Source organism: uncultured Porphyromonas sp. (genome assembly GCF_900541275.1).
Lineage (GTDB): Bacteria > Bacteroidota > Bacteroidia > Bacteroidales > Porphyromonadaceae > Porphyromonas_A.
Window position 1 is genome coordinate 45,752 of the sequence record NZ_UQJH01000004.1, and the last position, 26,285, is coordinate 72,036.

A 26,285-nucleotide genomic window follows, 5' to 3' on the forward strand; every position below is an offset into this window, starting at 1 on the left:
CATCACTACATAACACATGAGACACTACTACAGACTCCTCCTCACCCTACTGCTGCTACTTCCGACCGGCGCCACCCGCCTTCAGGCCCAGGACTTCGGCGACCTGATCGGAGCAGTCGTGGACAAAGAGAACGAGCCCAAGGACGACAAGGGGAAGGAGGATAAGGACGATAAGGGGAAAAAGTACTCCGACGTCATCAAGAATCCCTCCAAGACCGTGCGAGGATTTATCGACCTGCATCTCCAGAAGGGGAAGGTCTACATGGAGATCCCGGTCGCCCTCCTCGACCGACCGATGCTCTTCACCGGTCGTGTCGATGCCATCAGCGACAATACCGATGTCATCGCCGGCGAGATGCCGGCGGAGCCCCTGATGGTCTCTTGGTCAAAGGACGACGAGCGCGTCTACCTCCACCAGCTCAATACCGCCATCACCGCTGACCCCGAGTCCTCGATCTATAAGAGGGTGCAGGACAATCACCTGATGCCGGTGCTGAGTGCCTTCAAGATCGCCACCTGGCGCCCCGACTCCACTGCTGTGGTGATCGACGCCACGTCGCTCTTCCTCACCGACAAGGCCCCGATCACGCCCTTCCTCCCCAAGTCCCCCTTTGACTCCTTCTTCGGAGCCAATAAGCTGAGTGGGAGCTTCAAGAAGGACCTCTCCTCCGTCACCGACATCAGCGCCTTCCCGCGCAATCTCAACGTGACCGTCCGCGCCGTCTACACCGTGGACAAGGAGCCCTTCACCGCTGTGATCAATGCCTCCCTCGGTCTGCTGCCGGACGACAAGGATATGATGCGTCCCCGCCTGCACGACTACCGCATAGGCTATTTCACCAACGGGACCACCAAGATCACCACCGACGCCCTGTCGATGGAGAAGGTGAAGTACATCAATCGCTGGCGCCTGGAGCCAAAGCCCGAGGACATCGAGCGGCATAAGCGAGGCGAACTCGTCGTCCCCGCCAAGCCAATCGTCTACTACGTCGATGATGCATTCCCCGACGAATGGTACCCCTACCTCAAGCAAGGCATCGAGGACTGGCAGAAGGCATTTGAGGCCATAGGCTTCAAGGACGCCATCGTCGCGAAGCGCTATCCGAAGGATGACCCGAGCTTTAACCCCAACGACATTCGCTACACCTGCCTCATCTACTCCTCCTCTCAGCAGGCCAATGCGATGGGACCCTCCTGGACCGACCCCCGCACAGGTGAGATCCTCCAGGCCTCGGTATACTTCTACCACAACGTGCTGGAGCTGATCCACGACTGGCGATTCTGCCAGACAGCGGCTGCCGATCCCTCCGCTCGCGGTCTCCACTACGAGATCTCCGTCCTCGGTCCGATGCTGCGCTACATCGTGGCACACGAGGTGGGGCACACCCTTGGCCTGATGCACAATATGGGTGCCTCCTCTTCCTACAAGGTGGAGGACCTCCGCTCCCCCGACTTCACCGCCAAGTACGGCACCACCCCATCCATCATGGACTACGCGCGCTACAATTACGTCGCACAGCCCGGTGATGGCGTGACCAACTTCCTCCCACCCCTCATCGGTATGTACGATATGTACGCCATCGCCTGGGGCTACAAGCCGATCTACGAGGCTGCCACCCCAGAGGAGGAGCGTCCGATCCTCAATCGCTGGATCACTGAGAAGCAGGGTGACCGTCGCTTCGCCTACGGGCCTCAACAGATCCTCTCCAATGCCGACTACACCGCTCAGACCGAGGACCTTGGCGATGATCCGGTGCTGGCAAGCTACTACGGGATCGAGAATCTAAAGCGCACAGTGGATCATCTCTTTGACTGGACTCCTCAGGAAGACGGCAAGACCTACAAGGCTCAGGAGCGCCTGCTCAGCTCGCTGGCAGGGCAGTTCCGCCTCTACATCGGCCACGCCACCTCCGTCATCGGAGGCTTTAGGAGAAATCTCCCCGTGCACGGTGACGGACAGACCAAGTACTCCGTGCCCTCCCGGAAGGAGCAGCAACGCGCACTTCGCTTTGTCCTCGACCAGTCAATTGACTTCCCCCGCTGGATGTCCACGAAGGAGGTGACGGAGAAGCTTGGCAAGCAGCCCAATAGCTTCTCCGACCAGATCTTCTCCACCATGAGCATGCTGACCGGCACCTCCGTCCTGAGCCGTCTCTCCAATACGGCTCTCTACTCCGAGGAGCGAAACCCCTACACGCCCGATGCCTACCTCGCCGACCTGCACGACTATGTGTGGCAAAATGGCGGAGCACTCACCCCCGTGGAGCGCAATATGCAGTATGCCTACGTCACTCAGCTGCTCAGCGGGCTCGGACTCGATGGGAAGAAGAGCAACGACAAGCAGAAGCTCAAGACTCAGGCGATCAACGTCCGTGGACCGCTCTACAAGAGCCTCCTCGGTGCCCGCTCAGTCATCTCCTCACGGATGGGCAACCACCCCGAGGCCGGTCACTACGCCGATCTCTACTACATGATCGATCGCGCCCTCAGCGGTAGGAACTGATCCCCCCAACCCATCAAGCGGGGCATGTCGACCACCCGGTCGGCATGCCCCGCTTCTTTTTATTTATTTATTAAGGTCATCTAACACACCACCTCTCGGGAAGCGAGAGACGCTACTCAGCCACTCAGGGGACTTCTTTGTGCCATTATTTGTCGGTTCTTATTCGCTACCTTATTGGATCAAGAAGGACAGCACCCCGGAGGGGTGCTCGTTTTTTAGCCACGGGTCGAGAGGCGTAGCCTCGAAGACCCGTGGACTAGACATAGCAAGCAATCGCGACCCCGCCAGGGTGTCGCACTTACCAGTCAGGCAATCAGTGCGACACCTTGGCGGGGGCGATGGGAAAGAGGATTTCTGCTCGGCGACCCGCAAGGGGTCGAGGGTGTAGGGACGGGGCTCTGTACATCGGTCACCGCTTCGCGGATGACCGATGCCTATGGAGCGAGCACCCTTCGGGTGCCTCAGGGATGAGCCCCCTTGATATATGATTACTTTAATGCTCAAATGGGTCACCCCTGTCCCCTCAATCGACCTTAGGATCACCCCTAAATCTAATACCGATATTAGTGATCACTAATACCGATATTAGACTTCACTAATATCGGTATTAGAGTTTCGCAAGAAGGATAGGAGGTAGACGGGCTATAGACCGAGGAGGTAGAGAGGACGCGGAAGTGGGACAAGAAAGCCCCCTCTCTCTCTGCCAAGGTCTCGGCAGAGAGAGAGGGGGGTATGTGTGTAGAGGGACGACGGATCAAGGAGGGTCCTCGGTGCCGTCAGCCCGGAGGGACCTTAGCTCTGAGGGTCGTCGGTGGCGTCTCTCTTGATGAAGAGCCAGATCACCAGAGCGATGATCACGAGCACGAGGAGAGAGATCCCGGCGAAGGCGAGGAGGTGGACGGCACCCTTGACGGCGTAGTAGATCCCTACGCAGAGGAGGAAGATGATCGCAAGGGTGATGAGGATTTTCTTGAAGTTCATATACTTAACTCTTATATGGGTTGGCGTGTTAGCGTCCGTTTTTCTGCTGCTCGCGGAGCCTCTTCATCTGCTCCTTCTGAGCTCTCTCAAGCCGCTCCATGAAGCCTGACTGCTTCTTTTTCTTGGGCTTCTTGGCATTCTCCTGCAGCTGGGCGAAGAGCTTCTTCTCATCGATAGCCCACTGGAAGGCCTTGGTCTGCAGGATACTGATGAGGAGGGAGACGAAGTAGTAGAGCGAGAGTCCGGAGGCGTTGTTATTGAGGAAGAAGAAGAGGAAGACCGACATGAAGATCGGCATCGCCTTCATCATGCAGGCAGACTGCTGATCACCGCCTGCCGTGCCGGACTGCGTGAGCCGCATGTAGATGATCTGCGTCACGGTCATCAGGAGGCAGAAGAGCGAGATGTGGTCCCCGATCATCGGTATGTCGGCACCCCAGCGGATCACGTCGTCGTAGGTACTGAGGTCCTGCGCCCAGAGGAAGCTCTCACCGCGGAGGTTGAGGCTGGTGGGGAAGTACTGGTACATCGCGATGAGGATCGGCATCTGGAGGAGCATAGGCAGGCAGCCGCCCATGACGTTGACGCCGGCATTCTGGTAGAGCTGCATCGTCGCCTTATTGCGCTCCATCATCTTGTCCTCGCCGGGATACTTCACATTGATCTCATCGACGAGTGGCTTGATGACCCGCATCTTGGCCTGACTCTTAAAGGACTTGTAGGTAAAGGGAGCGAGTATCAGCTTGATGATCAGCGTCAGGAGGATGATGATGAGCCCGTAATTGGAGATGTACTTCTCGAGGAAATTGAAGACCGGCAGTACGACCCAGACGGTGATGAAGCGGAACCACTTCCCCATATCAATCACCTCGGTCAGGTGGGTCTTGTCGCCAAGGTCCTTGTCGAGGCTCTTCAAGAGGGTGTGGTCATTGGGACCATTGTAGATCTGGAGCGAGATGGGCTGTGTGCCATCAAAGGGGAGGACAAACTTTGCCTCCATCTCCTTGAGTTTCTGCGGATCTCCCTTGATCACCTCCTGGCTTGCCGCCAGTGTGCCTAGGCGATTGCGGGAATAGACGATCGTGGAGAAGAACATGTCTCGGAAGGCGACCCACTTCACCTCGTTCGTCAGCTCCTTATCCTCCGACTTGCCGGTATTGAGCTTATCGACGTCACCGTCGGTGAATTCGTAGGCTATGCCGGAGTAGCGCTGCTCGGCCTGCTCGCTCTTCTCATTCTTATAGATAGAGAGGGACATATCCGCATCGAGGAAGGGGGAGTTGGGGGCCATCACGCTCTTGAAGTCTCTCGTGCCGGCGATGGTGACATCGATGAGGTACTTGGGGAGAAGGGTGTAGACGAGCGTGAGGCTGGAGCCATTGGTCGCCATGGCAGACATCTTGACCTGCGTGGGGCTCACCTGCTCGCCGACGAAGTAGAGGTCCTCGGTGCGGACGACGCGGTTCCCGCTCGTGAAGAGGGTGAGATTGAAGTGGCTGTCGTCCGGTCGGATGAGCCGGATGGGGGCTCCCTGGTAGTCCTTGTACCCCAGTACCTCCGAGGAGATCGGCTTACCGCCCTTCGTGGAGAGGGTGACGGAGAGGGAGTCATTGGCGATCGTGAAGGTCTGCTCCCTACCGTGTGCAGCGGGAGCGAAGGGACCAAATGCCTCCGCTGCCTGAGCCGTCAGGATGGAGTCGCGCTCGGCGGGGGTGTACTGTGCGAGGGTGGCACTCCTACGGAGGGAGTCCTCTGTCGCGATCCGGTCTATGGAGTCGGCCATGGCGCGCTCCTCGGCCTGAGCGGCGAGCGCCACGGAGTCGGCGTAGCGCTGCCGGAGCTCCAGCTCCTCCTTGGAGGGGCGCCCGAGGAGGGAGAATACCACGAGGACTACGCCCATGAGGACGAGACCGATGATCGTATTTTTATCCATTACTTATCTGTCTGAGGACAGCTCGGCAGAGCGAGCCGTCGAGATGATCGTCTGTACTTAGTGTGTAGACCTGATTTACTTGGTCTCTCCCTCACGGGCAGCCTTATGCCGAAGGGCCGCCTCAACGAGAGACATGAAGAGCGGGTGGGTGTGCTGGAGAGTGCTGGAGTACTCGGGGTGATACTGCACGCCGATAAACCACTGCTTGTCGGGCAACTCCACCACCTCCACGAGACCGGTCTCGGGGTTGCGACCAGCGATCAGCACGCCCGCCTCCTCAAAGGCCTGCTCGTACTTGCTATTAAACTCATACCGGTGGCGGTGACGCTCACGGATGGTCTCCGTGCCGTAGATCTGTGCCACCTTGCTACCCTTAGTCAGCTCGCAATCGTAGCCACCGAGGCGCATGGTGCCGCCCAACATGGTCACCTCCTTCTGCTCCTCCATCAGGTCGATGACGGGGTCGGGGGTCTGGGAGTCAAATTCGGTACTATTGGCCTGCTCCAGCCCGAGCATATCGCGGGCTATCTCGATGCAGATGCACTGCATGCCGAGGCAGATGCCGAGGGTCGGCAGGTCGTGCTCACGGCAGTAGCGGATCGCGGTCAGCTTGCCGGGGATGCCACGCGAGCCGAAGCCCGGTGCGATCACCACCGCATCGCAGGGAGCGAGTAGCTCAGCGACATTCTCATCCGTGATCTTCTCGCTCGAGATGCGGACGAGATCGACCAAGCGACCATTATAGACACCGCTCTGCTGGATCGCCTCGTCGATCGACTTGTAGGCGTCCTGGAGAGAGACGTACTTGCCGACGAGACCGATCTTGACCGGCTCTTTCTTCTTCGCCTCCTCGCCCAGCTCGAGGTAGTGGCGCCACTCCTTCAGCTCGGGAGCGGGACCGACGGGGAGCTTGAGCTGCCGCAGCACCGCCTCGTCCATTTTCTGCTCCTGGAGGAGTAGCGGCACACGGTAGATGGAGGGGCAGTCGTAGGACTGGATCACCGCATCCTTGGGGACGTTGCAGAAGAGTGCCACCTTGCGCAGCAGGTCATCCTCGAGCCTCATCTCGCTCCTCAGGACCAGCATATCCGGCTGGATACCCTCCTCCTGGAGTGACTTGACAGAGTGCTGGGTAGGCTTCGTCTTAAGCTCCTTAGCCGCATGGAGATAGGGGACATAGGTGAGGTGGATCACCATACAATTGTCGTCACCCAGCTCCCACTTGAGCTGGCGCACCGCCTCGAGGAAGGGGAGCGACTCAATGTCGCCCACCGTGCCACCGATCTCGGTGATGATGATGTCGTAGTCGTCGTCCTTAGAGAGGCGCTTGACACAGCGCTTGATCTCGTCCGTGATGTGGGGGACCACCTGTACCGTCTTGCCGAGGAAGTCTCCCCGGCGCTCCCGCTGGATCACGTTTTGATAGACGCGCCCGGTGGTGACGTTGCTATTGCGGGAGGTCTTGATGTCGAGGAAGCGCTCATAGTGCCCGAGGTCGAGGTCAGCCTCATAGCCGTCATCGGTGACGAAGCACTCGCCATGCTCGTAGGGATTGAGCGTCCCCGGGTCGATATTGATATAGGGATCAAACTTCTGGATGGTGCACTTCAGCCCGCGGCTGATCAGCAGTCGTCCGAGAGAGGAGGCGATGATGCCCTTACCGAGGGAGGAGACCACCCCGCCGGTGACGAATATATACTTGGTGTCCTTTGTTTTCATGGCGCTACAATGACTGGATAATAACAGCATAGACCCACCTACACTGTGTCGCAAAGATACCATTTTTACCCCGAAGGCTCACAAGGAGCGTCCCCTGCCGTGTGATGCACGACAGGGGACGCTGAGGGTATGAGAGGGGGGAAAAATTAGTCCTCCTTCTCAGGATACATAGGTGCCCCCTTCAGGGTCTGCTCCATGTGGCTGATCCAGACGTTGGCGATGGCGGGATAGTCGGCAAGTCCCTTCATGATGCAATTCTCGAGCGTGCAGGTGTAGCCGGCCTTGACCATCTCGGCGCGCCAGCTGCCCTCCTCGGCAGGGGTCCCTACTCCGCCCTTGAGGTCATTATTGGCGTGGTCACCGGCGATGGACATCAGCGGGTGGAGGATCACCTCGCCGGAGGTAAAGCCGGCTTTCTTCATCCGTCCGATCATCTCGCCAACGTAGTTGCCCTCCATATCAACCGTGGCGACGAAGTAGTGCATGTCGAGCTTCTGGAGCGCCTTCTCGATCATGATGTAGCGGCTGTTTCCGTTGCCGTAGTTCATATCGGCAGGGTTACCGTGACCCATGAAGCATACGAGCTTACCGGCCTTGACCTCCTTGCCGTAGACCTTGTGCAGCTCAGCGGCCACCTTGTCACAGTCGACCGCCTCGTAGAGGAGCGGTCCGGCGAGGTAGACGGTCACATCGGCAAAGGGGGTCTTTCCTCCCTCGACGCTGTGGTTGTGGAAGTCCTTGAGACAATTCTGCACCCGGAGATATTCCTCACCGGGGATGACGTGGAGGGACTGCACGGCGATGTCCTTGTAGCCGGCATTGCCGAGCGCCTCCATGTAGAATTGCGGGGCATAGTAGTTCCACCCCTTCTGCGCACAACGAGTCATGCAGATCTCGGAGGTGAAGGAGAAGTAGACGTCCCGGTCGGGGAACTTTGCCTTGAAGCTCTTGACCAGCTCCTTGAAGGACTGCTGTGGAGCATCCCAGGTGCTGCCGAAGGAGACGAGGAGGAGTGCCTTATCGGTGCTCTTTTTCGTCTTGACCTCCTGCGTCACGGCAGTCATCTTGCGGTCAAAATTGGACTTTAGGTCCGGCTTGTTGCTCTCCTCGCAGCCGCTGAGGGCTGTAGCGAGCATGCCCATCAGAAGGAGGGGCATTAGTTTCATTAGCTTACGCATAGTAAAGTGATGGTAAAAAGGTGAGTAAAAAACTATAGTTGCGATCACTCCTCAGAGTCATCGTCTGTAGACTGTCGGTGAGACCTGCCGGAGGCAGACCTCAGCTCCTTGCCGAAGTTGATCGTGCAGGAGAGGTAGAAGGTGCGCCCCGGAGTGTAGGTCCCGTAGTGGAGCCCATGGTAGGTGGTCTCGTAGTAATTGAAGATATTGTCGACCCCGGCATCGATGGCGAGTCGCCAGGAGTTGCTGAGGGTAAGGTCGTGGCGGGTATTGATCCGCCAGAGGTTGTAGGGCTTGCCATTGCCGTCGTCCTGGTAGTAGCGCGTGCTCTGCATTCTGCCGTAGAGCCCCACGCCGAGGTGGTAGCGGTCGGGGAGCAGCTCGCGCGACCAGTCGAGACCGATGGTGCCTCGGTGGTGTGCCATTCCGTCGATGATCACCCGCTTCATCGTCTCCTCCTCGAGGTCGTAGAGCAGGGCATCGGTGTCGAGGTAGCTGTAGCCCGCGGAGAGGGCAAGCGAGGGCAGCACCTGCCACTTCCCCTGGAAGTCCACCCCGAGGGTACGGGCGCTGTCCATATTCTTATACATCCGCACGCGCGCCGGGTCGTAGGTGAGAAGCAGCTCCGACGGAGCCTCGGTGCGCGGCACGGTGACGAGGGTGATCATATTGCGGAGCCAATTGGCATACCCTGTGACGTGGAGCGAGAGGGGTCCCTCCCGATACTCGACGTCTCCCGACAGGTAGCGGCTCGACTGGGCATCCAGCCCCTCATTGCCGAGGTAGAGTGCCAGCACCCCCATCTGGCGGACGTAGCGGTAGTGGAGCTGCTTATTGGAGGGCGTCTTGAAGCCCTCCGAGTAAGTCCCGCGGAGATTGACCGGCCCCACCTTATACCTGAGGGAGAGCTTTGGCGAGAGCTTTAGTCCAAAGGCGGGATGATAAGTGAGTCGTGCACCGGCAGTGACATTGAGCCGGTCGATGGGGTCCCACTCGTCCTGCAGATAGAGCCCGAGGAGATAGTCCTGCACCCGCTCGCGGTCAAGCCGGTAAGGGGCGATGAGCCAATTGTACTGCAGGTCCAGTCCGGTGCTGAGGCGATGGTGTGCCGGCAGCTCGAGGACGCCTTTCAGGTGACCGATCAGTCTCTGCTGATCGCTCTGCAGGGCAACGTCATCGGGGTAGTAGGGATAGCTATTCTCTTTCCCCTTGTCATCCCACTCCTTGATCCAAGTAAGCCCGGTGTAGACGTAGTAGTAGGCGTGCCGGTCGTAGAGGAGGTCCGCCGTGAGCAGGTGCCCCTCCGGGAGCTGCCAGCGGATGCCGGTGGCAGCGGAGGCGTTGCGGTAGCGAAAGTCGTAGGTTTTGTAGTCCGGGATGCCGGTGGGGCGGTGGATGTCCTTGCGGTAGACGCTCCCCTCGAGGTAGGCCGAGAGGCGCTTGGAGGGGCGCCAGTCGAGCCGCTCGCCGAGGGTATAGTCGAGGTAAGGGTTGCTGGTGTTATTGACGGAGTTGGTCACCGGGTGCTCGTACCTATTGGGGTCCTCGTAGGTGGTGTTTTGCCAGCCGGCGGAGTGCTTGAGGTGGAAGTCCGTCCGCGAGGTGACCCTACCGATCGTCGCCTGTGCGGAGGTCGACTGGATCACCGAGCCATAGGAGCCGATGCGGGTGGTATTGACGAGCGAGAGGTCGTGCGTGCTCTTGCGGGTGATGATATTGATCACGCCGGCTATGGCATCACTGCCGTAGAGGGCGGACGAGGCACCGCGGATCACCTCGATGCGCTCTATACGCGTCGGGTCGATGACGTCGAGATTGACCTGCCCACCGAGGTCGCCCATCAGCCGCTTGCCGTCTACGAGGATCAGGACGTACCCACCCGAGAGCCCGCCCATCTGCATCGAGGTGCCCATATCGCTCCGGCTGAAGTCTATCGACGGGATCAGCCCGGAGAGGATCTTCGAGAGCGGTGCGTGACCAAAGCTCCGAAGCGTCTTTCGGTCGATCACCTCGGTCTGTACCGGGGCATCCTTGATCAGCCGGAGCGTCCCGGTGCCGGTGACGACAAATTCGTCGAGGCTGTAGTCCCGCACCGAGTCGCCCGGTAGCGTCTGCGCCGTGGCGACGGTGCCGAGGAGTAGCCCCGCAGCGAGGAGAGGAAGAAAGTGATGTGACATATAGATAAGGTGTTACTTGATTTCCATTCCTACTAGGCGAGCCATCAGCTCGTCCGTGAGTGCAAGGTGGGTGTAGCTCGCCAGCAGCTGCCCCCGCCGCCAGAGAGCCGTAGGCACCGCCTCCCCACGAGCATCGTACTGCTGCAGGGAAGAGGGAAGGGGATCGATGATATGGGAGTAGTGAAACTCGTGCCCCCTCACCGCCACGCCGTCGAGCGTGAAGCTCCGATACCCGAGTGTCAGCCGCTTCCCCTCCATCGTCGCCACCTGGTCAAGCACCCCGGCGAGGTCGTACGCCCGACCGCTCTCGTCGATGATCTGCCGGCAGAGGAGCATCATCCCGCCACACTCAGCGAGGAGCGGGCGGCCACTGTCGGCGTACTCCCGGAGGCTGCGGAGCATCGATTGATTGTACGCCAGTTGCTCCAAGTATAGCTCCGGGTACCCACCCGGGAGGTAGAGGAAGTCGCACTTCGGCACACGCTCATCCCGCAGCGGGCTAAAGAATGTGATCTCGCCAAAGCGGGCGAGCACCCTCAGGCTCTCCTCGTAGACGAAGCTGCACGCCTCGTCCAGGGCGACAGCGATACAGAGGTCAGCCCTCCGCTCCTCCGGCTCCCGTAGAGCGGCAATCCCCTCGCACGCCGTCCGCTCCAGCAGGCGGTCGAGGTCGATACTCGCCTCCACCAGATCCGCTGCTGCCTCGGCATACTGCTCGGCGACATCCCGCTCCTCAGTCTGCAGGCCGAGGTAGCGCTCGGGGATCACAAGGGCATCGCACTTGGGAAGCACTCCGAGGACCGGCAGTCCCGCCGCCTCCACCGCCTCGGTGAGGAAGTGTCGGTGCCGGGGGGAGCTCACCTTATTGAGGATCACGCCGGCTATCGACACTCGTGGGTCGAAGTGGCGGTAGCCGTAGAGCAGGGGTGCCAGGCTGTATGCCATCGCGCCCGGCGTCACCACCAGCACCACCGGCAGGCGGAGCAGGCGTGCCACCTCGGCGGACGAACCCCGATCCCGGTCGTACCCGTCGAAGAGTCCCATCACGCCCTCTGCCACCGTCACCTCAGCCCCGGCGGCATATCGGCGATAGATCTCCTCCACCCCGGCCTCGCCATAGAGGAAGGTGTCGAGATTGATCGACGGGCGACCGGTCGCCGCCGCGTGGAGCTTCGGGTCGAGGTAGTCCGGGCCGCACTTAAAGGACTGCACCCGCAGCCCCCGCCGAACGAGCGCCCGCAGGAGTCCCATGGTGACGATGCTCTTTCCGCTGCCTGAGCGGGGTGCGCCGATGAGGAAGCTATTCATACGTGGTTTCACTTATTCTTATCCTCCACATTTCGCTCTATCAGTCCGCCCTCCTTGTCGATCAGGATCAGGTCGAGCCGGATCCCCGGGACGAGAGGCTTGCAGACGGTGTAGCAGCGGTCGAGGAGGATGTGGTAGAAAGGGTGAGCGTGGTCGGGGAGGATCTCCCAGATCTCGCCCGCCATGGTGATGCCGTCGATGCGGTCGAGTGTTGCCTCGTCGAGACCGCTCTCCCGACCGAGGCTGCGGATGAAGGGCTTGCTCATCACCGACTTCTTGCTGTGGGTGTCGAGCTGTCCCTCCGCCAGCTTGACCGCCTTACCGATCATGATGCCGAGGGTGATGTGGGCAAAGTCCATTGCCCGCGCCATCTCGAGGCATCGACCGATGAAGTTGCCGTACTGGACGAAGGCATTGGGCGGGAGGTCGGGGAAGTGCGCTCGGAGCCACCTCTCGCTCTTGCCACCGGAGTTGATCACCAGGTGCTCCCCGAAGACCGACCGCGAGACACCCATCTCCCGGCGGATCGAGTCGACCCACGCCTCGGTGGAGAAGGGACGAAGCACACCGGTAGTGCCGAGGATCGAGATGCCATCGACGACGCCGAGGCGGGGGTTGAAGGTGTGCGGTGCCAGTGTCTCACCCTCCGGCACGGTGATGGTGATGTCGATGCCGACCCGACTGAGGTCAAGGAGTCGCCCCACAGCCTCGGTCATCATCTGACGGGGTCCGGGGTTGATGGCGGGGTCACCGATCGGCAGTCCGATGCCGGGGAGGGTGATCCGCCCCACCCCTTTGCCCCCTTGGAAGGTGACGCCGGTGTGACTGTCGGTGAGGCGGACGGTGGAGAGGATGGCGGTGCCACTCGTCACGTCAGGGTCGTCCCCGGAGTACTTGATCGCCGTGGCGGTGGCGCACTCCTCGCTCTCTATGCAGGTCTCGCTGATCGGGAATCGGATCTCCTCACCGGTGAGTAGCCGTACCGGCACCTCGGTGTAGGTCTCATCGTTGAGGAGCGCCAGCAGAGCCGCCGTAGTGGCAGCGGTGGCGGTAGTGCCTGTGGTGAAGCCGATGCGGAGGGGGAAGAAGTCCGGATCCAGTCTCTCGAGTGCCCTACGGAGTCCCACGGGACCGAGGACGGTCTCCGTCGGTCGGTAGCCGAGGGTCGGTCGGCGGATGACGAGTATCGGGATGCCGAGGTCGGTGGCCACTTTCACTTTTTCCTCAAAGCCACTGCTCTCGCCACTCTCCTTGAGGAGCAGCAGGTCGGGTCGCAGTCGCTCCATAAGCGCCCGGTCGTCCTGTGCCCGGTCGTAGTAGATGAGCCGGTTGCGGGGGAAGTCGCTCTCGCTGACGACCCGCTCCGTCTCGGGTATCGGCATCACCCTCAGCCAAACCTCGTGCCTCAGCGGGTAGTCTCCCATGGCAGCGATGCTCTTGACCCCGGTGAGGGCAAGGAGTCTGCGGGGAGCGAGCCGCTCCAGCTCCTTCATCGCCTCGGGGAAGGAGCTGACGGAGAGCGCCCCCTCGGGGAGTGGAGGGAAGGCTCGCTCATACCGAATCGCCGGCAGGGTGAGTTCGCTTGCCGCCTTGGCGACATTCCGGTGAACAATGGTGGCAAAGGGGTGAGCCGCATCGACGAGGACACTCACCTCCTCACACCGACAGAGTGTCATCATCGCATCGGCATCCAAGGGTCCCTCAAGCCGAGTGCCATGATGTAGGGCGATCTCCTGCGAGGTGCCAAGGGTGGAGTAGAGGAAAGGCTTGCCCGCCTCCTCGCACACCTCCACCGCAGCCCTGCCCTCGGTAGTACCGCCGATGATGAGGATCTTACCCATGGTGCTCGTCTTTAGTTAGTAGGTCGAGGAGTTCCTCGATCGTGGTGGGTCGGAGGCACTGCCCATCAGCGGTCCTGAGGAGCAACCCCTCATCGGAGAGCTCGATCGCATCGGCACTCTCCGCCTCCGGTGTGGCGAGGATGGCATTACGCCTCAGCGCCTTCACGACCATATGGTAGAGCGGGAGGAGCCGGTGTGTGGGGGCGCTGATGCGGATGGTGCGGGTGTGAGGGTTCTCGATGCGGAAGAGCCCTCTGAGCCGGTCAAAGACGATATCCCTCCGCTCAAAGAAGTCACTCAGTGTCCCATCAAGGGAGAGATCCTCCGGGGTGCCGATGTGTAGTCGTTTCTCATCATCGAGGAGCCAGATCTTATCTGCGATCTGGAGCGCCATCTCGAGGTCGTGGATGGAGAGGAAGATGGTCTTGTGCGTCTCTCGGGAGAGCCGGTGGAGGAGCTGCATCATGTCCACCTTGGAGGGAAAGTCAAGGAAGGAGGTGGGCTCATCGAGGAGGATGATCGGGGTCTCCTGGGCGAGTGCCTTGGCGATCATCACCTTCTGTCGCTCTCCGTCGCTGAGCGTCCCGACGTCTCGGGGAGCGAAGCGCTCCATGCCCACGAGACGGAGGGCGTCGAGGGCTTTCCGCTCATTGGCGGCATCCACCTTTCCCCAAAAGCCGGTGTATAGGCTGCGCCCGAGGGAGACAAGGTCGAGCACGGTCATGTGTCCCACCTCTATCCGCTCCGTCAGCACGACGCTGATGAGCCGCGCCAGCTCCCGGCTCTTGTAGCTGCCTATCTCGCCCCCGCGGACGAGGATGGAGCCGCCGAGCTTGGGCTGGAAGGCGGCAATCGTGCGTAGGAGGGTTGACTTGCCCACGCCATTGGACCCGATGAGGCAGGTGAGCTCACCGGAGTAGACGGTGGCGGAGAGCCCCTCGGCGACTACCCTGTGCGGGTAGCCGATGGCGAGGTCGCGCAGCTCTATGGTGATCTCCTTACTCATAGTCTCTCGCCCCGACGGCGACTGAAGAGGACCCAGATAACTATCGGGGCACCGATGAGGGCGGTGACCGAATTGATCGGCAGCGCCCCCTCGAAGCCAGGCATCCGCGCGATGACGCTGCAGATCAGGGCGAGCAACGCTCCGACGAGCGTCACCGCAGGCATCAGGATCCGATGATTAGAGGTGGCGAAAATGGTTCGGCAGAGGTGCGGCACCGCCAGACCGATGAAGACGATCGGGCCGCAGTAGGCGGTGACGATGGCTGTGAGGAGGCAGGAGCAGAAGATCACCCGGTGGCGGGCGCGCTTGTAGTTGAGCCCAAGGCTACGGGCATAATTCTCTCCGAGGAGCAGGAGGTTAAGCGTCTTGATGAGGGGAAAGGAGAGGGGGATCAGCACCAGCATCAGGAGGACGAAGGTGGTGACGCGGTCGCCGCTCACCTTGGAGAAGCTCCCCAGTCCCCAGACGACATAGCTGCGGACATCCTCATCGTTGCTAAAGAACTTCAGCACGCCGATGATCGCATTGGCAATGTAGCCGATCATCACGCCCATGATGAGGAGGACGACATTCCCCTTCACCTTCTCCGACATGATCATGATGATCCCCATCACCGCCAGTGCCCCGAGGAGTGCCGCCACCGAGACCGCCATCTCCCCGACGAAGCCCATGCGGATCAGCGCTCTCTGGCTGATGCTCCCCGAGAGGAGCACAAGAGTCGCCACGCCGAGGCTGGCACCGGAGCTGATGCCGAGCTCCGAGGGGCCGGCGAGGGGATTACGGAAGACCGTCTGCATAAGCAGTCCGCTGATGGAGAGCCCAGCACCGGCGACGAGGGCGGTGATGGTCTGGGGGTAGCGGCTCTTCCAGACGATGTTACGCCAGATCTCACTCCCTCCAGTGTCGCGCCCGAGGAGGATATCCACCACGTCGCGGAAGGGGATCGCAATCGTCCCGAGAGAGAGATTGAGGACGAAGGCGACGACGATCAGGATCGCGACGATGCCGAAGGCTATGGCGTTACGGGAGCGGGGCATGGTATATCACTTCTCCCTCGTTAGGAGGTCGTAGTAGACGGGTGTATGGTCGGGGAGCAGCTCGGGGTGGAAGGCGTGGATCAGGTCGGCAAGGACCACCTCCGGCTCCACCGGTGAGCCTTCGTAGAAGGGGCGCTCCGAGAGATTGCAGTAGAGCACTTTCCGCTCCTTGTACGCCCGGAAGTCTCTGTACCGGGCGTCTGTGCGCGCGAGCACATTGTAGGAGTAGTCGCCCTTGTAGTTATTGGTGATCCGCCAGAAGTCCGCATCCGCCGCCTGGCTGTAGACGGTCTCAAAGTCGAGGTAAAAGCCCCCGGACTCCTTATTGTCCCTCAGGAAATAGTCCCCACCGGCATCGCGGAAGAGGTGCGCGAGGTAGCTCTCCCCGCCGACGACATACCAGTTGCCCCCGTGTAGCTCACCACTGAGGATCTTCGGGCGGGGCAGGTCGGGCGTGATGAGACTCTGGAGCTGGTGATAGCGCTGCTCTATCTGGTCAAAGGTCTGTTCCGCCTGCTCCTCCTTCCCGAGGAGGAGGGCGGTGAGCTTGATCCACTCCGCCTGACCGAGCGGGGAAGTCTCCTTGTACCCGAGGAAGGTGAGGAGCGGGATGTCGAGCTCCTTGAGAGCATCATACCCTCCGCGCTTGAAGGGGGAGACGAGGATCAGGTCCGGCTCCAGTGCCATGATCAGCTCGGAGTCAAAGTTTCCCTCTATCCCGATCCGTCGCGCCTTGCCCTCCGCCAGGCGGTCGAGCATCTTCTGATTGAAGAGAAAGTGGGTGCTCGGCATACCGACGACCCGGTCGACGGCATCGAGCTTGATGAAATTGGAGAGCTGCAGCGTCGTCATCACGATCACCCGCCTCACCGGCACCTCTATCGGCGTGTAGCCCTCGGGGATCTCCCCGCCGGCATCGGTCCCTCGGGGGACTAAGGCATAGCGATAGACTTCGCTCTCCGGCTTCGTCGGGTCGGAGATGTCGACCAGCGTCACCCCCTCACTACGACTGATCCTCAGCCCCTCGGCATAGCAGATGAGCGAGTCACCGGCGATCATCGTCTCCTCCCCGCCCTCCTTCTCCTTTCCCCCACAGGAGGAGAGGAGAAGGAGGAGTAGGGCGAGAGCACCATATACATAGGTCTTTATTTTCATCTCGTGCTTGGCTTAATGATAAGGAGGGAGAAGTAGGGGAAAGGGGTCTCGGGGAGGGACCTCAGGCTGTCGGTGACCAGCTCCCGATCCTCGTCGCCGATGTACTCACCATAGAGGATGGAGACCGGAGGATCGGTCCGGAGGAAGTCCCGTACCACCTCCTCCGAGCGGGAGAGCTTCATCACAACGACCACCTGCCCCCTGTCGATCGCCTCCCGGAGCTGCTCCGCACTCTCGACCCGACTGAGCACGAGGAGCGACTGCTCCCCCAGGACCAGCGGTCTGCTGAGACACGCCGGCAGCGTCATGTAGTAAGGGATGCCGGGGAGGATGAAGTGGGGCATATCCCTCTCCCTAAGGAGCCGGCAGACATAGCCCGCACTGGAGTAAGTCCCTGCGTCACCGATGGTGACGAGAGCGGTGGAGATGTCGGCGAGACAGTCCGCCTCGAGCTGACCGGCAAGTGCCTCGTATGCCGAGGCGGCTGCTCTCCGGTCGCTCTGCATCGGGACGGAGAGTATGGTCACCTTCTTCTCCAGCACCGCTCCTGAGGGAAGCGCCCGGATGATCTCTACTGCTGCCTCACCTATAGCGTAGATGCGCTCCACATCCTGCAGAGCCCAGTATGCGCGGAGGGTGATATCCTCCGGCTCCCCGCTGCCGAGGGAGACGATCATGATGGGTGTCATGGGCGAAAGAGATGCTTGAAGTCCTTGTGGTACAGGCGAGACAGCCCCTCACGATTGCCTATCGCCTCACCGACGACGATCATGGTGGTGAGCTTGAGCCCCTGCTCGCGGACGATCCGTGCGAGATCACTGAGCTCCCCGCGGTAGATCCGCTGCTCGGGGTGGGTCAGCTTATAGCAGACCGCAACAGGGGTGGTCGGCGGGTAGTGGGTGAGCAGCTCCCTCTCCACCTCCTCAGCGATCGAGGCACTGAGGTAGATGCACATCGTGCTCTGTGAGGCGGCGAGCCGGGAGAGCTGCTCCCGCTCCGGCACCGGCGTGCGCCCGCTGCCTCGGGTCAGGATAATGGTCTGCACCCGCTCCGGGATGGTAAATTCACTCTGCAGCTCTGCCGCAGCCGCCTGGAAGGAGGAGATCCCCGGTGTGATGTGGTACGCCATGCCCTCCTCGTCGAGGATCGCCATCTGCTCCTCGATGGCGCCATAGATGCAGGGGTCACCGGTGTGGAGTCGCACGACGAGCGCCCCCCGGTCGTAGAAGCTCTTCATCAGGGCTATCTGCTCCCCGAGTGCCATCCCCGCCGAGCTACGGACGACCGCTTCCTCCTTGGCACACTCCGTCAGAGCCACCGGGACGAGGCTCCCGGCGTAGAGGATCAGGTCTGCCGTCTCAAGGAAGTGTCTCCCTCGCACAGAGATCAAGTCCGGGTCTCCGGGTCCTGCGCCGACAAATTCGATGTGCCCTCTCATCACTCCCTTGCGCTCTATGGCGAGGGCAAAGGTAAAGTCACTCCCCTCGCTCAGCTTCCCCTTCTGCTTCTCGATCACCAGCTCACCCCCTCCCGTGGAGGTGAGGGCAGCCGCCTCGGAGACGCTGGCAGAGCCGGTCGCCTCACCGACCCGCTCAGAGGGATGCGGCACGCTCACCCCATCGAGCGTCTCGCTGTCGTAGTAGCGGACCGGCACCCCCAGACGCTCTGCCAGCGCCTCGAGGATCGGTTCGCCACGCTTCAGCTCTATACTGGAGAGATCCGCTATGGAGAGAGGGGAGAAGCCCCCTGCCCTCACCTCCGAGAGGATGTGGTCGGTCACCCCGGTCGGGTCGGCCATGCGCCGACAGCCGACCCCGAGATGAAGGAGGGAGGGACGGTAGCAGAGCTGTGGCAGATCGAGCTCCTCGTGGTACCGGCACCCCACGGTGATCAGGAGGTCAAAGTCCCGGGGTCGGATCTCCTCTGCCTTATGGAAAAGAGTGACCCACTCCGGCCTCGTCCGCTCAAGGAGTGCCGTCCCCGCCGAGCGTGTCTCTATGAGAAGTGCCACCCGGTGACGCTCCACGAAGAGGGCGATGGCGTGATTCATCGTCGTGCCGAGGAGCTCTGTCCGCCAGCCCTGCTCCTCGCCCAGCGTATCGAGAGCCCACAGTCCCCGCCGGTCGCTCTGCGTCGTGACGACAGCCTCACCACCGAGGATATGGGCGATGCGACGGGCGAGGTCGTTGGCTCCGCCGACGTGCCCCGAGGCGACGGGGATCACGTAGTGACCCGTCGTGTCGATGCAGAGGATGGCGGGGTCGATGTGCTTATCCTGCAGGAGATCGCCCACGGTCCGGACACAGATCCCGAGGGCGGAGCAGAAGATCAGAGCGGAGTACTCCCCGATCAGCTCCCGGCACCCCTCCCGCAGGGACGCCATAGTGTGGAAACCCTCCGCCTCCACTGTACTATAGAGAGTGACACCCGGGAGCTCGTCCCTGAGCAGCAGGGCAATCTCTCTCCCCTCGCGGGAGATGGTGAGTATGGCTACATTCTTCTCTTTCATTTCGTTGCTTGCATCACATGGATGGGATTGAAGTGGTCGACAGCCATCAGCGTCTCCTCCGACAGTCCGGTGCCGACATCGGCAAGGCTGGTGAGGAAGAGCTGTCGGCTCTCGTCACTGACAGAATTGAAGACGATCCGCCCGCCGGCCGGCAGCAGCGGATAGATCCGCCGGATCATCTCCGGGAGCCGTCCACCGTGACCCCCGATGAAGACCGCATCCGGGGTCGGGAGGGCCGAGAGGTCAGCCTCCAGGAAGTCTCCCGGGACGAAGTCGATCCCCGGGGCATGGAGCCTCCGGGCATTGGTCTCCAGGAGTGCTCCGCCCTCCGGACGGACCTCAAAGGCGACCACAGAGAGGTGGGGAAACTGCAGCTTAGCCTCTATCGAGACTGAGCCGGTGCAGGAGCCCACATCCCAGAGCGTCTGGGCCTGATGCAGCCCGAGGAGCGACAGGCTCTGCAGCCGTATCGGTGACTTGGTGATCATCCGGGGGCGTCCCTCCAGCGGGACAAAGGCCTCATCGGGGATCCCAAAGGGACGCTCCAAAGACCTCATGCGGAGGAGGATCAGGTTATTGGGGTAGCCGAAGTCCCTCTCCCTCATCTCCTCGAGCGACAGCCGCGTCACCCTCTGCTCCTCCCGATTGCCGAGATGCTCGCCGACGTAAGCGACGTAATTGTCATAGCCATAGGCGATCATCCGCTCCGCTATCGTGCGAGGCGTGTGGTGCCTCAGGTCGGTCAGGATGCCGATCATCCGCTCCCCGCAGATCAGGGCCTCGTCAAGTGCCCTCCAGGGGCGACCGGTCAGCGAGACCACATGCATATCCTGATAGGGAAGCAGCGCTGCATGAGCCAGCATCTGGAGCGAGTGAAAGTGGGGGAAGAGAGTGATCTCCGCCCCAGGGTGCAGCTCCATGATCCGCTGACCGATGCCATTGAATATCGGGTCACAGGAGGCCACCACCACCATATCCTCATACCTCCCGTAGCTGCGGATCTGATCATCTATCGGAGGGATGATGTCGATCCAGTCGTGCTCCGCCGGGAGGAAGGGGCGCATGATCTCGTGGTGCCGTCGCCCGCCGGAGAAGTGCCGGTGCGAGCGGATCACCTCCCGCACCTCCTCCGAGAGTGTCTGCTTCCGACTGTCACTGATACCGATGAGGAAGATCTTCATACGTCTCTGCCGGGGCGTATCGCCGCCGCATCGTCATAGCTCAGGATCGCATTGCAGAGCGTGGCGGCGAGGTTGCTCCCGCCCTTGCGCCCCTCGATGATCAGCTTGGGGATCTCCCGGAAGGGCTTGATCATATGCTTCGACTCACAGACGTGAACAAAGCCCACCGGTGCGGCGATGATGCCTGCCGGCTCAGCCTTCCCCTGATGGATCAGGTCGGCGAGCTCCATCAGCGCCGTGGGGGCGTTGCCAAAGGCGAAGAGCGCCCGGGGATGATCCTTCACCGCCAGACGGATCCCCGCCTGCGTGCGGGTGAGCTTACCGCCCGCCGTCATCTCAGCGATGCGAGGGTCGTGGAGGTAGCACTTGGCCTCCAGACCATACCGCTCGAGGGCCTTTTTCCTTATCCCGGAGACCACCATCGTCACGTCGGTCACGATGGTGTCGACCTCGCCGGAGCTTATCCGCTCATAGATCCGCCGCACAGCCTCGTGATCAGTATGGAGCAGCTCCTCCATCTCAAAGTCTGCCGTCGTGTGGACGGCATGGAGCAGCGCCCAGAGGTGTCCGGTATCGTATCGGTCAGCGTGCTTGAGGAGCGGGAGGATGGTGTGGAAGCTCTCGCTCATGATCATGGCACCGACAGAGCCCTCTCGCTCCTCCTCGCGGTAGTACCCTCTCGGCGTGACGATATGGTCACCGGAGATGTAGCTCTGACTATTGCCGATCAGGATCATCGTCAGCATATCCACCTCCGCCTCGTCCAGGTGATCCAGTGTCGTGATCTGCACCCTCTGCTCCGGTCGGCCGGCCTGATAGACGATGCCGACAGGGGTATCCCCCCTGCGGTGTAGGAGAAAGAGCTCCACGAGGCGGGTCAGCTGCCAGTACCTCTGCCGGCTGCGGGGATTGAAGACGGCGGTGACGAAGTCGCCCTCCGCTGCTGCCACGATCCTCCGCTCGATCACCGCCCAGGGGGTCATCAGGTCAGAGAGGGAGACGGAGCAGAAGTCGTGACCGATCGGGGCACCAAGGAGTGCCGCCGCCATCTGGAAGGAGGAGATCCCCGGGAGGGTCTCCAGCTCCACCTCACTCCCCCGCTCATCCCTCATCTCATAGAGCAGCGGTGCCATCCCGTAGATGCCTGCATCACCGGAGCTGATCATGCAGACGGTGGCACCCGCCTCCGCCCGCTCAAAGGCGAGCTCTCCCCGCTCACGCTCCTGACGCATGCCGGTATCGATGCACTCCGCCCCCTCGTGGAGCAGCGGCTCAACGAAGCGGAAGTAGTACTTGTACCCCACCACCACATCGGCCTGACGAAGCACCTGCTCCACGGCAGGCGTCACCTGCTCCGGACTGCCGGGACCGATCCCGACGACATATATCTTTCCTCTCTTCATACGATCTTCTATCTCATTCATTCAGGTATCTACCGCGATCGGCAGAACTCGTGATCCGGGTCCATCTGCCACCCGCCCCGGGAGGGCTGGCTCTCAGCAGGGAGTGGACCCCTAATTCTTTTACCGATATTAGATTTGTCTAATACCGGTATTAGAGAAGACTAATATCGGTATTAGACAAATCTAATATCGGTATTAGTCTGAGGGCGTCTCCACCTGCTCGCCGAGCAGCAGCTCCGGTACCGGTCATATAGCTTATCATAAGTCACAGATTATGAGGGCCTTACTTTCGTCGAGTCAGCCGCCTCAGGTAGCGCCTGCCCATCACCACACCGGTCACGGAGACCACCAGCCCGCCCAGCACGAGCGTCAGCATCGCCACGAGGCGGATCGTCCCATGCTCGGAGAAGAACTTTGACCTCAGGTTGTGGCAGAAGGGGTAGAGCCACTTCTGCAGCCGGTCGTTGCGACTGAAGTAGCGCGAGTAGCCACCGGTGGGGCTGACATACAGCCGACTCCCATCTGCGTCGTCGACGCTCACCCGATAGATCGGCAGCTCGTAGTCTCCCCGATTGTAGGCGTAGTAATTGTCATACTCATCGATCAGCTCGATCCTCATCGGACTGCCAAAGACCGGCTCCAGCTTGCTCCGCAGATCACTCTCCGTAAGCCATAGCGGCACCAGGCTCGGGTCACTCCCGTCGAGGGTCTCACTCCTCTCGCCATAGGTCTCCTCGTAGTAGGGCTTGGTGCCGTACTGACGCCAGGCAATCCCCGTGACCCCGGTCCGTGCAGCGAGCTGACGATAGTCGGTGGCGAAGAGGGAGAGGTCGACCGGATCCTCCGCCCGCGACCGCTTGGCGAGGCCCTTGTCGTGCCTCGGTGTCGGGAAGTCCGACAGGTCGATGAGCGAGGAGGCTCCACTGAGTGCGAAGAGCATCAGGGAGAGACCGAAGAGGCAACCGGCGATATGGTGCCAGCGGAAGGTCCCACGGTATGGACTGCCGAGACGGTGCCGGCGCCTGTAGTGGCGGATCAGCATATGGATCCCCACCACCAGCCCGCTGAGGCACATCACCCCGCCCAGTGCGCCGAGGAGGCTGACGACCCAGACCCAGAGCGATCTATTGCTCCGCAGCCCGGGGTAGTAAAACATATGGGGGACGGTCCCCAGCGAGGAGACGATCCGCTCTCGCTTGGTGCAGCACTGGAGCGCCCTCCCACTCTTTCCCGAGAGATAGAGCCACGTCCCCTCCGGGTCATCGAAGACGAAGCGGTAGATCGGCAGCTCCTTCTTATACCGCTCATAGGCGGTCCAGGTGTCAATGCTCCGGAGCGTGTCGATACGCGCTACCGGGTAGCTGCTGAAGCGACCCGCATAGCTCCGGCACCACTCCTCGGGCATCGCCTTGGGATCCACCGGGGCGAGCGTACTGTCGGCTCTCAGCGTCAGCCTCGTCCCCGAGTCGGTCTCGATGGTAAAGGTGGGGACACCGTAGGTGGTGCCAAGCGCGAGCGCCGTACAGCGCTCCCCCTCCGGCAGGCGACTCCTCACGCTGTCTAAGGGTGGCAGCAGTTCCGGGATGGTGTCGGCGACCCTGTCAGCCGCATCCCCCAGCCGGGGATAGCTGCTAAAGATCATCACCGACCCGGAGATGAGCCAGAGGACAAAGAGCGGCGCGAGGATCGTCCCGAGGATCCGATGCAGTTGCTTCCAGTGCTTCATTGCGGGGGATTACTTCACCGACATGACCCGGCTGATCTCGTAGCCGGAGGCGAGGTCGGCTCCCTTCGTCACCTTACCACTCTTGATGTCGTAGACGTAGAAGCGGGCACTGGGATCGGCATTCACATTGGCACCGATATAGGCCTTGCCGCCTCTCACGTCTGCTCCCTGAGCAAAGGATCCTCTGCAGAGCGGGATGTCCGTCAGACGCTTCACCGTATGGGTGCGGAAATTGAGCACCTGATAGAAGAAGACGTAGGGGTTTGTCTTTGAGTCCCAGGTGGGATTGTCGGGCGTGGCCTGCTTCGGATCCTGGACGTAGAGGAGGAGCTCATTGTCATTGAGCAGAGCCATATCCACGATCTTACCACGCTCCTGACCATAGCCCTCGTAGCTCTTGTCGATGGCAGTCTCACCACTCTTGACACGGAAGAGCTTACTTGCCTGACGGGTCGAGGATGAGGAGCCGGGCTTGACGCCATCCTCCATCAGGATGTCGCAGGCGATGTAGTAGAAGTTGCCCTCTGCGTCGGTGAAGGTGTGGCGTGTCTGCGTGTCGCCATAGGCGGTGGAGCCGATAAAGCCGGCACGGCTGTCGCTCTCGACCTTCTTGACCTTCATCGTAGATGCATCGATGAATGCCACATAGTACTCGCCGCGACGCTCCCGGAGGAGCTTGGACTTCTTGCTCATGGGCGTGTAGACATAGACGTAGATGAGGGTATTATCCGACTTGCGGTAGCCGAGGAGACCACTGGAGTTGAATTGCTCATTCTCCAGCGGAGCTTCCAGCTCGAGCTGTCCGTCCTTCTCCACCCGCATCTCGTCGGTATTGATGAGCACCCAATTGACCGCCCGCTTATCGCCGGCCGATCCCATCAGCACGATGTGGCTGTCATTGATCCAGGCGTGAGCAAAGCGACGATCTTGCACCTGCTTCGTAGGAAACTCCTTGATCACCTCGACCGTGGTGCCGGTGATCCTGAACTTCCCGAAGTTGCCCGCTCTCGAGACACTGTAATAGTAGCCATTGCGGTAGACCACATTGGACGTGAGGGATGTGCCACTGATGTCGGCCCCCTTGCCCTCCACGCTGAGGGTCCCCTTGGAGAGGTCGTCCGCCTTCAGGATGACGTAAGCATCCTTGCCATTCATGGAGCCATTGAGATCATTGAGGGGGATCCAGAGGTCGATTGATCCGGTCTCCTCGGCGGGGTTGGGAGTATCCTTCCCCGACTCCTCGCAGGAGGAGAGGGAGAGGGTCGCGAGAGCGACGATGAGGGTAAGGAGTATATTCTTGAGTTTCATAATGATATTGTGAGTTACTTAATGGATGTACGATAGACCGGGACTATACGCTCGATCTCAAAGCCGGCCTCCAGCTCAGCGCCCTTGGACACCTTGCCACTCTTGAGGTCGTAGATGTAGATGCAGCTATTGCCGCTCGCCACATTGGCACCGAGGTAGACCTTGCCTGCCGAGGGTGCGGCGAAGTGGCTGAAGTTGCCGACAGAGAGGGGCACGCCCTCGATGCGGCGCACCTTGTGGGTGCGGAGGTTCAGGATCTGCCAGAAGAAGACGTACCTATTTTTTACCGAGTCCCAGATGGGATTGTCGGGCGTAGCCTGCTTGGGATCCTGGACGTAGAGCATCACCTCATCGTCGCTGACCGGAGTGAGGTCGATGATCTTGCCCCGAGGCTGATCGTAGGCGTCGTAGGTCTTGTCTGTCTCCATAGCACCGCTATTGACGCGGAGGATAAGGCTCCGCTGTGCTGTGGTACTTGGTCTCGTCGTCTCCTTGAGGATCTTGGCGGCCACGAAGTAGAAGTTTCCCGCCTTGTCGGTAAAGGTGTTGCAGGTCCTATTGTCCCCAAAGGACATAGACCCAAGCCAGTCCGCCCGCTTATCGGTGTCGACCGACTTTACCTGCATCGTCGCCGCGTCGATGAAGGCGACGTAGATCTCTCCGCGGAGCATCTTTGCTCGGTCACTGCGCTTCTTGGAGATGTAGATGTGGGGGAAGATGAGTGTATTATCCGACCGGCGATAGCCGAGGAGACCACTGGCACAGAAGATCTCATCCACAGCCGGAACCTTCAGGTCCAGTGTGCCGGAGTCGAGGAGCTTCATCTCCTGCGTATCGATCCTCGCCCAGGAGACCTCCTTTTGCTTACCGGTGGAGCCGACCAGCACGAGCGTCTTCCGATCGAGCCAGGCGTGGGAGAACTGCCGATCCTTGATCATCGGCAGTGGAAACTCCTTGATCGCCCGGACCGTGGCACCGACCTCAAACTTCCCGAAGTTGCCCTCCCTCGAGACACCGTAGTAGTAGCCGTCCCTATAGATGATGTGCGGAGTGAGTGCCGTGCCACCCGTATCGGCGCCTTTCCCGGTGATGGAGATCGTCCCCTTCGTGAGATCCTTGGCACGGACGATGATATTCTGGTCATACTCCTTCTGAGTCTTGCCGGTGGCTCCCTTGACCGGTATCCAGAGGTCGAAGCCCTCCGCCTCTACAGGCGTAGGCGTGGGATTGGGCGTATCCTCCCCGCAGGAGGAGAGGAGACCGAGGGTCAGGAGTGAGGAGATAAGGAGTGTTGCGAAGTTTTTCTTCATGATGTCGTGA

General features: G+C 60.8%; 18 protein-coding genes. 1 reads left to right on the top strand and 17 read right to left on the bottom strand.

What is annotated here, in order from left to right; translation table 11 throughout:
* The first annotated feature begins 16 nt into the window (after positions 1-16).
* Positions 17-2,503, top strand: a complete 2,487-nt coding sequence (locus QZR17_RS03735; protein WP_297127781.1) for a zinc-dependent metalloprotease — start codon at positions 17-19, stop codon at positions 2,501-2,503.
* Positions 2,504-3,295: 792 nt separating this feature from the next.
* Here QZR17_RS03735 and QZR17_RS03740 read toward each other — a convergent pair.
* The 17 genes from QZR17_RS03740 to QZR17_RS03820 form a co-directional block, all read right to left on the bottom strand.
* Entirely contained in the window at positions 3,296-3,484 is a 189-nt protein-coding gene (locus QZR17_RS03740) for a hypothetical protein (protein ID WP_297127783.1), read from the bottom strand.
* Positions 3,485-3,512: 28 nt separating this feature from the next.
* Entirely contained in the window at positions 3,513-5,417 is a 1,905-nt protein-coding gene (gene yidC, locus QZR17_RS03745; protein ID WP_297127785.1) for a membrane protein insertase YidC, read from the bottom strand.
* A gap of 75 nt (positions 5,418-5,492) precedes the next feature.
* Entirely contained in the window at positions 5,493-7,136 is a 1,644-nt protein-coding gene (locus tag QZR17_RS03750; protein ID WP_297127787.1) for a CTP synthase, read from the bottom strand.
* A 146-nt stretch (positions 7,137-7,282) separates the two neighbouring features.
* Positions 7,283-8,314, bottom strand: coding sequence for a sirohydrochlorin cobaltochelatase (locus tag QZR17_RS03755; protein ID WP_297127789.1), 1,032 nt, complete (start codon positions 8,312-8,314; stop codon positions 7,283-7,285).
* A 44-nt stretch (positions 8,315-8,358) separates the two neighbouring features.
* Positions 8,359-10,491, bottom strand: a complete 2,133-nt coding sequence (locus QZR17_RS03760) for a TonB-dependent receptor (RefSeq protein ID WP_297127791.1) — start codon at positions 10,489-10,491, stop codon at positions 8,359-8,361.
* A 12-nt stretch (positions 10,492-10,503) separates the two neighbouring features.
* A complete protein-coding gene (locus QZR17_RS03765; RefSeq protein ID WP_297127793.1) occupies positions 10,504-11,799 on the bottom strand; it encodes a cobyrinate a,c-diamide synthase in 1,296 nt (431 codons plus the stop codon).
* A gap of 8 nt (positions 11,800-11,807) precedes the next feature.
* A complete protein-coding gene (cbiD, locus tag QZR17_RS03770; RefSeq protein WP_297127795.1) occupies positions 11,808-13,640 on the bottom strand; it encodes a cobalt-precorrin-5B (C(1))-methyltransferase CbiD in 1,833 nt (610 codons plus the stop codon).
* Complete coding sequence (locus QZR17_RS03775) at positions 13,633-14,646, bottom strand: ABC transporter ATP-binding protein (protein WP_297127797.1); 1,014 nt, start codon at positions 14,644-14,646, stop codon at positions 13,633-13,635. The genes cbiD and QZR17_RS03775 overlap by 8 nt, the downstream gene beginning before the upstream one ends.
* Positions 14,643-15,683 (bottom strand): iron ABC transporter permease, encoded by a 1,041-nt coding sequence (locus QZR17_RS03780; protein ID WP_297127799.1) that lies wholly within the window; start codon positions 15,681-15,683, stop codon positions 14,643-14,645. Before QZR17_RS03780 ends, QZR17_RS03775 begins: the two co-directional genes overlap by 4 nt.
* A 6-nt stretch (positions 15,684-15,689) precedes the next feature.
* Positions 15,690-16,838, bottom strand: a complete 1,149-nt coding sequence (locus tag QZR17_RS03785; protein WP_297127801.1) for an ABC transporter substrate-binding protein — start codon at positions 16,836-16,838, stop codon at positions 15,690-15,692.
* Positions 16,835-17,527: a precorrin-2 C(20)-methyltransferase gene (locus QZR17_RS03790; RefSeq protein WP_297127803.1), complete on the bottom strand. Its 693-nt coding sequence runs from the start codon at positions 17,525-17,527 to the stop codon at positions 16,835-16,837. Before QZR17_RS03790 ends, QZR17_RS03785 begins: the two co-directional genes overlap by 4 nt.
* Positions 17,524-19,347, bottom strand: a complete 1,824-nt coding sequence (gene cobM / locus QZR17_RS03795; protein ID WP_297127805.1) for a precorrin-4 C(11)-methyltransferase — start codon at positions 19,345-19,347, stop codon at positions 17,524-17,526. The genes QZR17_RS03790 and cobM overlap by 4 nt, the downstream gene beginning before the upstream one ends.
* Positions 19,344-20,528 carry a precorrin-6y C5,15-methyltransferase (decarboxylating) subunit CbiE gene (cbiE, locus tag QZR17_RS03800; protein ID WP_297127807.1) on the bottom strand — a complete coding sequence of 395 codons (1,185 nt, stop codon included), beginning with the start codon at positions 20,526-20,528 and terminating at the stop codon, positions 19,344-19,346. The genes cobM and cbiE overlap by 4 nt, the downstream gene beginning before the upstream one ends.
* Positions 20,525-21,931, bottom strand: coding sequence for a precorrin-3B C(17)-methyltransferase (cobJ, locus tag QZR17_RS03805; RefSeq protein WP_297127809.1), 1,407 nt, complete (start codon positions 21,929-21,931; stop codon positions 20,525-20,527). The genes cbiE and cobJ overlap by 4 nt, the downstream gene beginning before the upstream one ends.
* Before the next feature lie 283 nt (positions 21,932-22,214).
* On the bottom strand, positions 22,215-23,657 hold the full coding sequence (locus QZR17_RS03810; RefSeq protein ID WP_297127811.1) for a PepSY domain-containing protein: 1,443 nt from the start codon (positions 23,655-23,657) through the stop codon (positions 22,215-22,217).
* 9 nt (positions 23,658-23,666) lie between these two features.
* Positions 23,667-24,965: a hypothetical protein gene (locus QZR17_RS03815; protein WP_297127813.1), complete on the bottom strand. Its 1,299-nt coding sequence runs from the start codon at positions 24,963-24,965 to the stop codon at positions 23,667-23,669.
* Between the two features lie 14 nt (positions 24,966-24,979).
* Positions 24,980-26,275: a hypothetical protein gene (locus QZR17_RS03820; RefSeq protein WP_297127815.1), complete on the bottom strand. Its 1,296-nt coding sequence runs from the start codon at positions 26,273-26,275 to the stop codon at positions 24,980-24,982.
* Between the last annotated feature and the right edge of the window lie 10 nt (positions 26,276-26,285).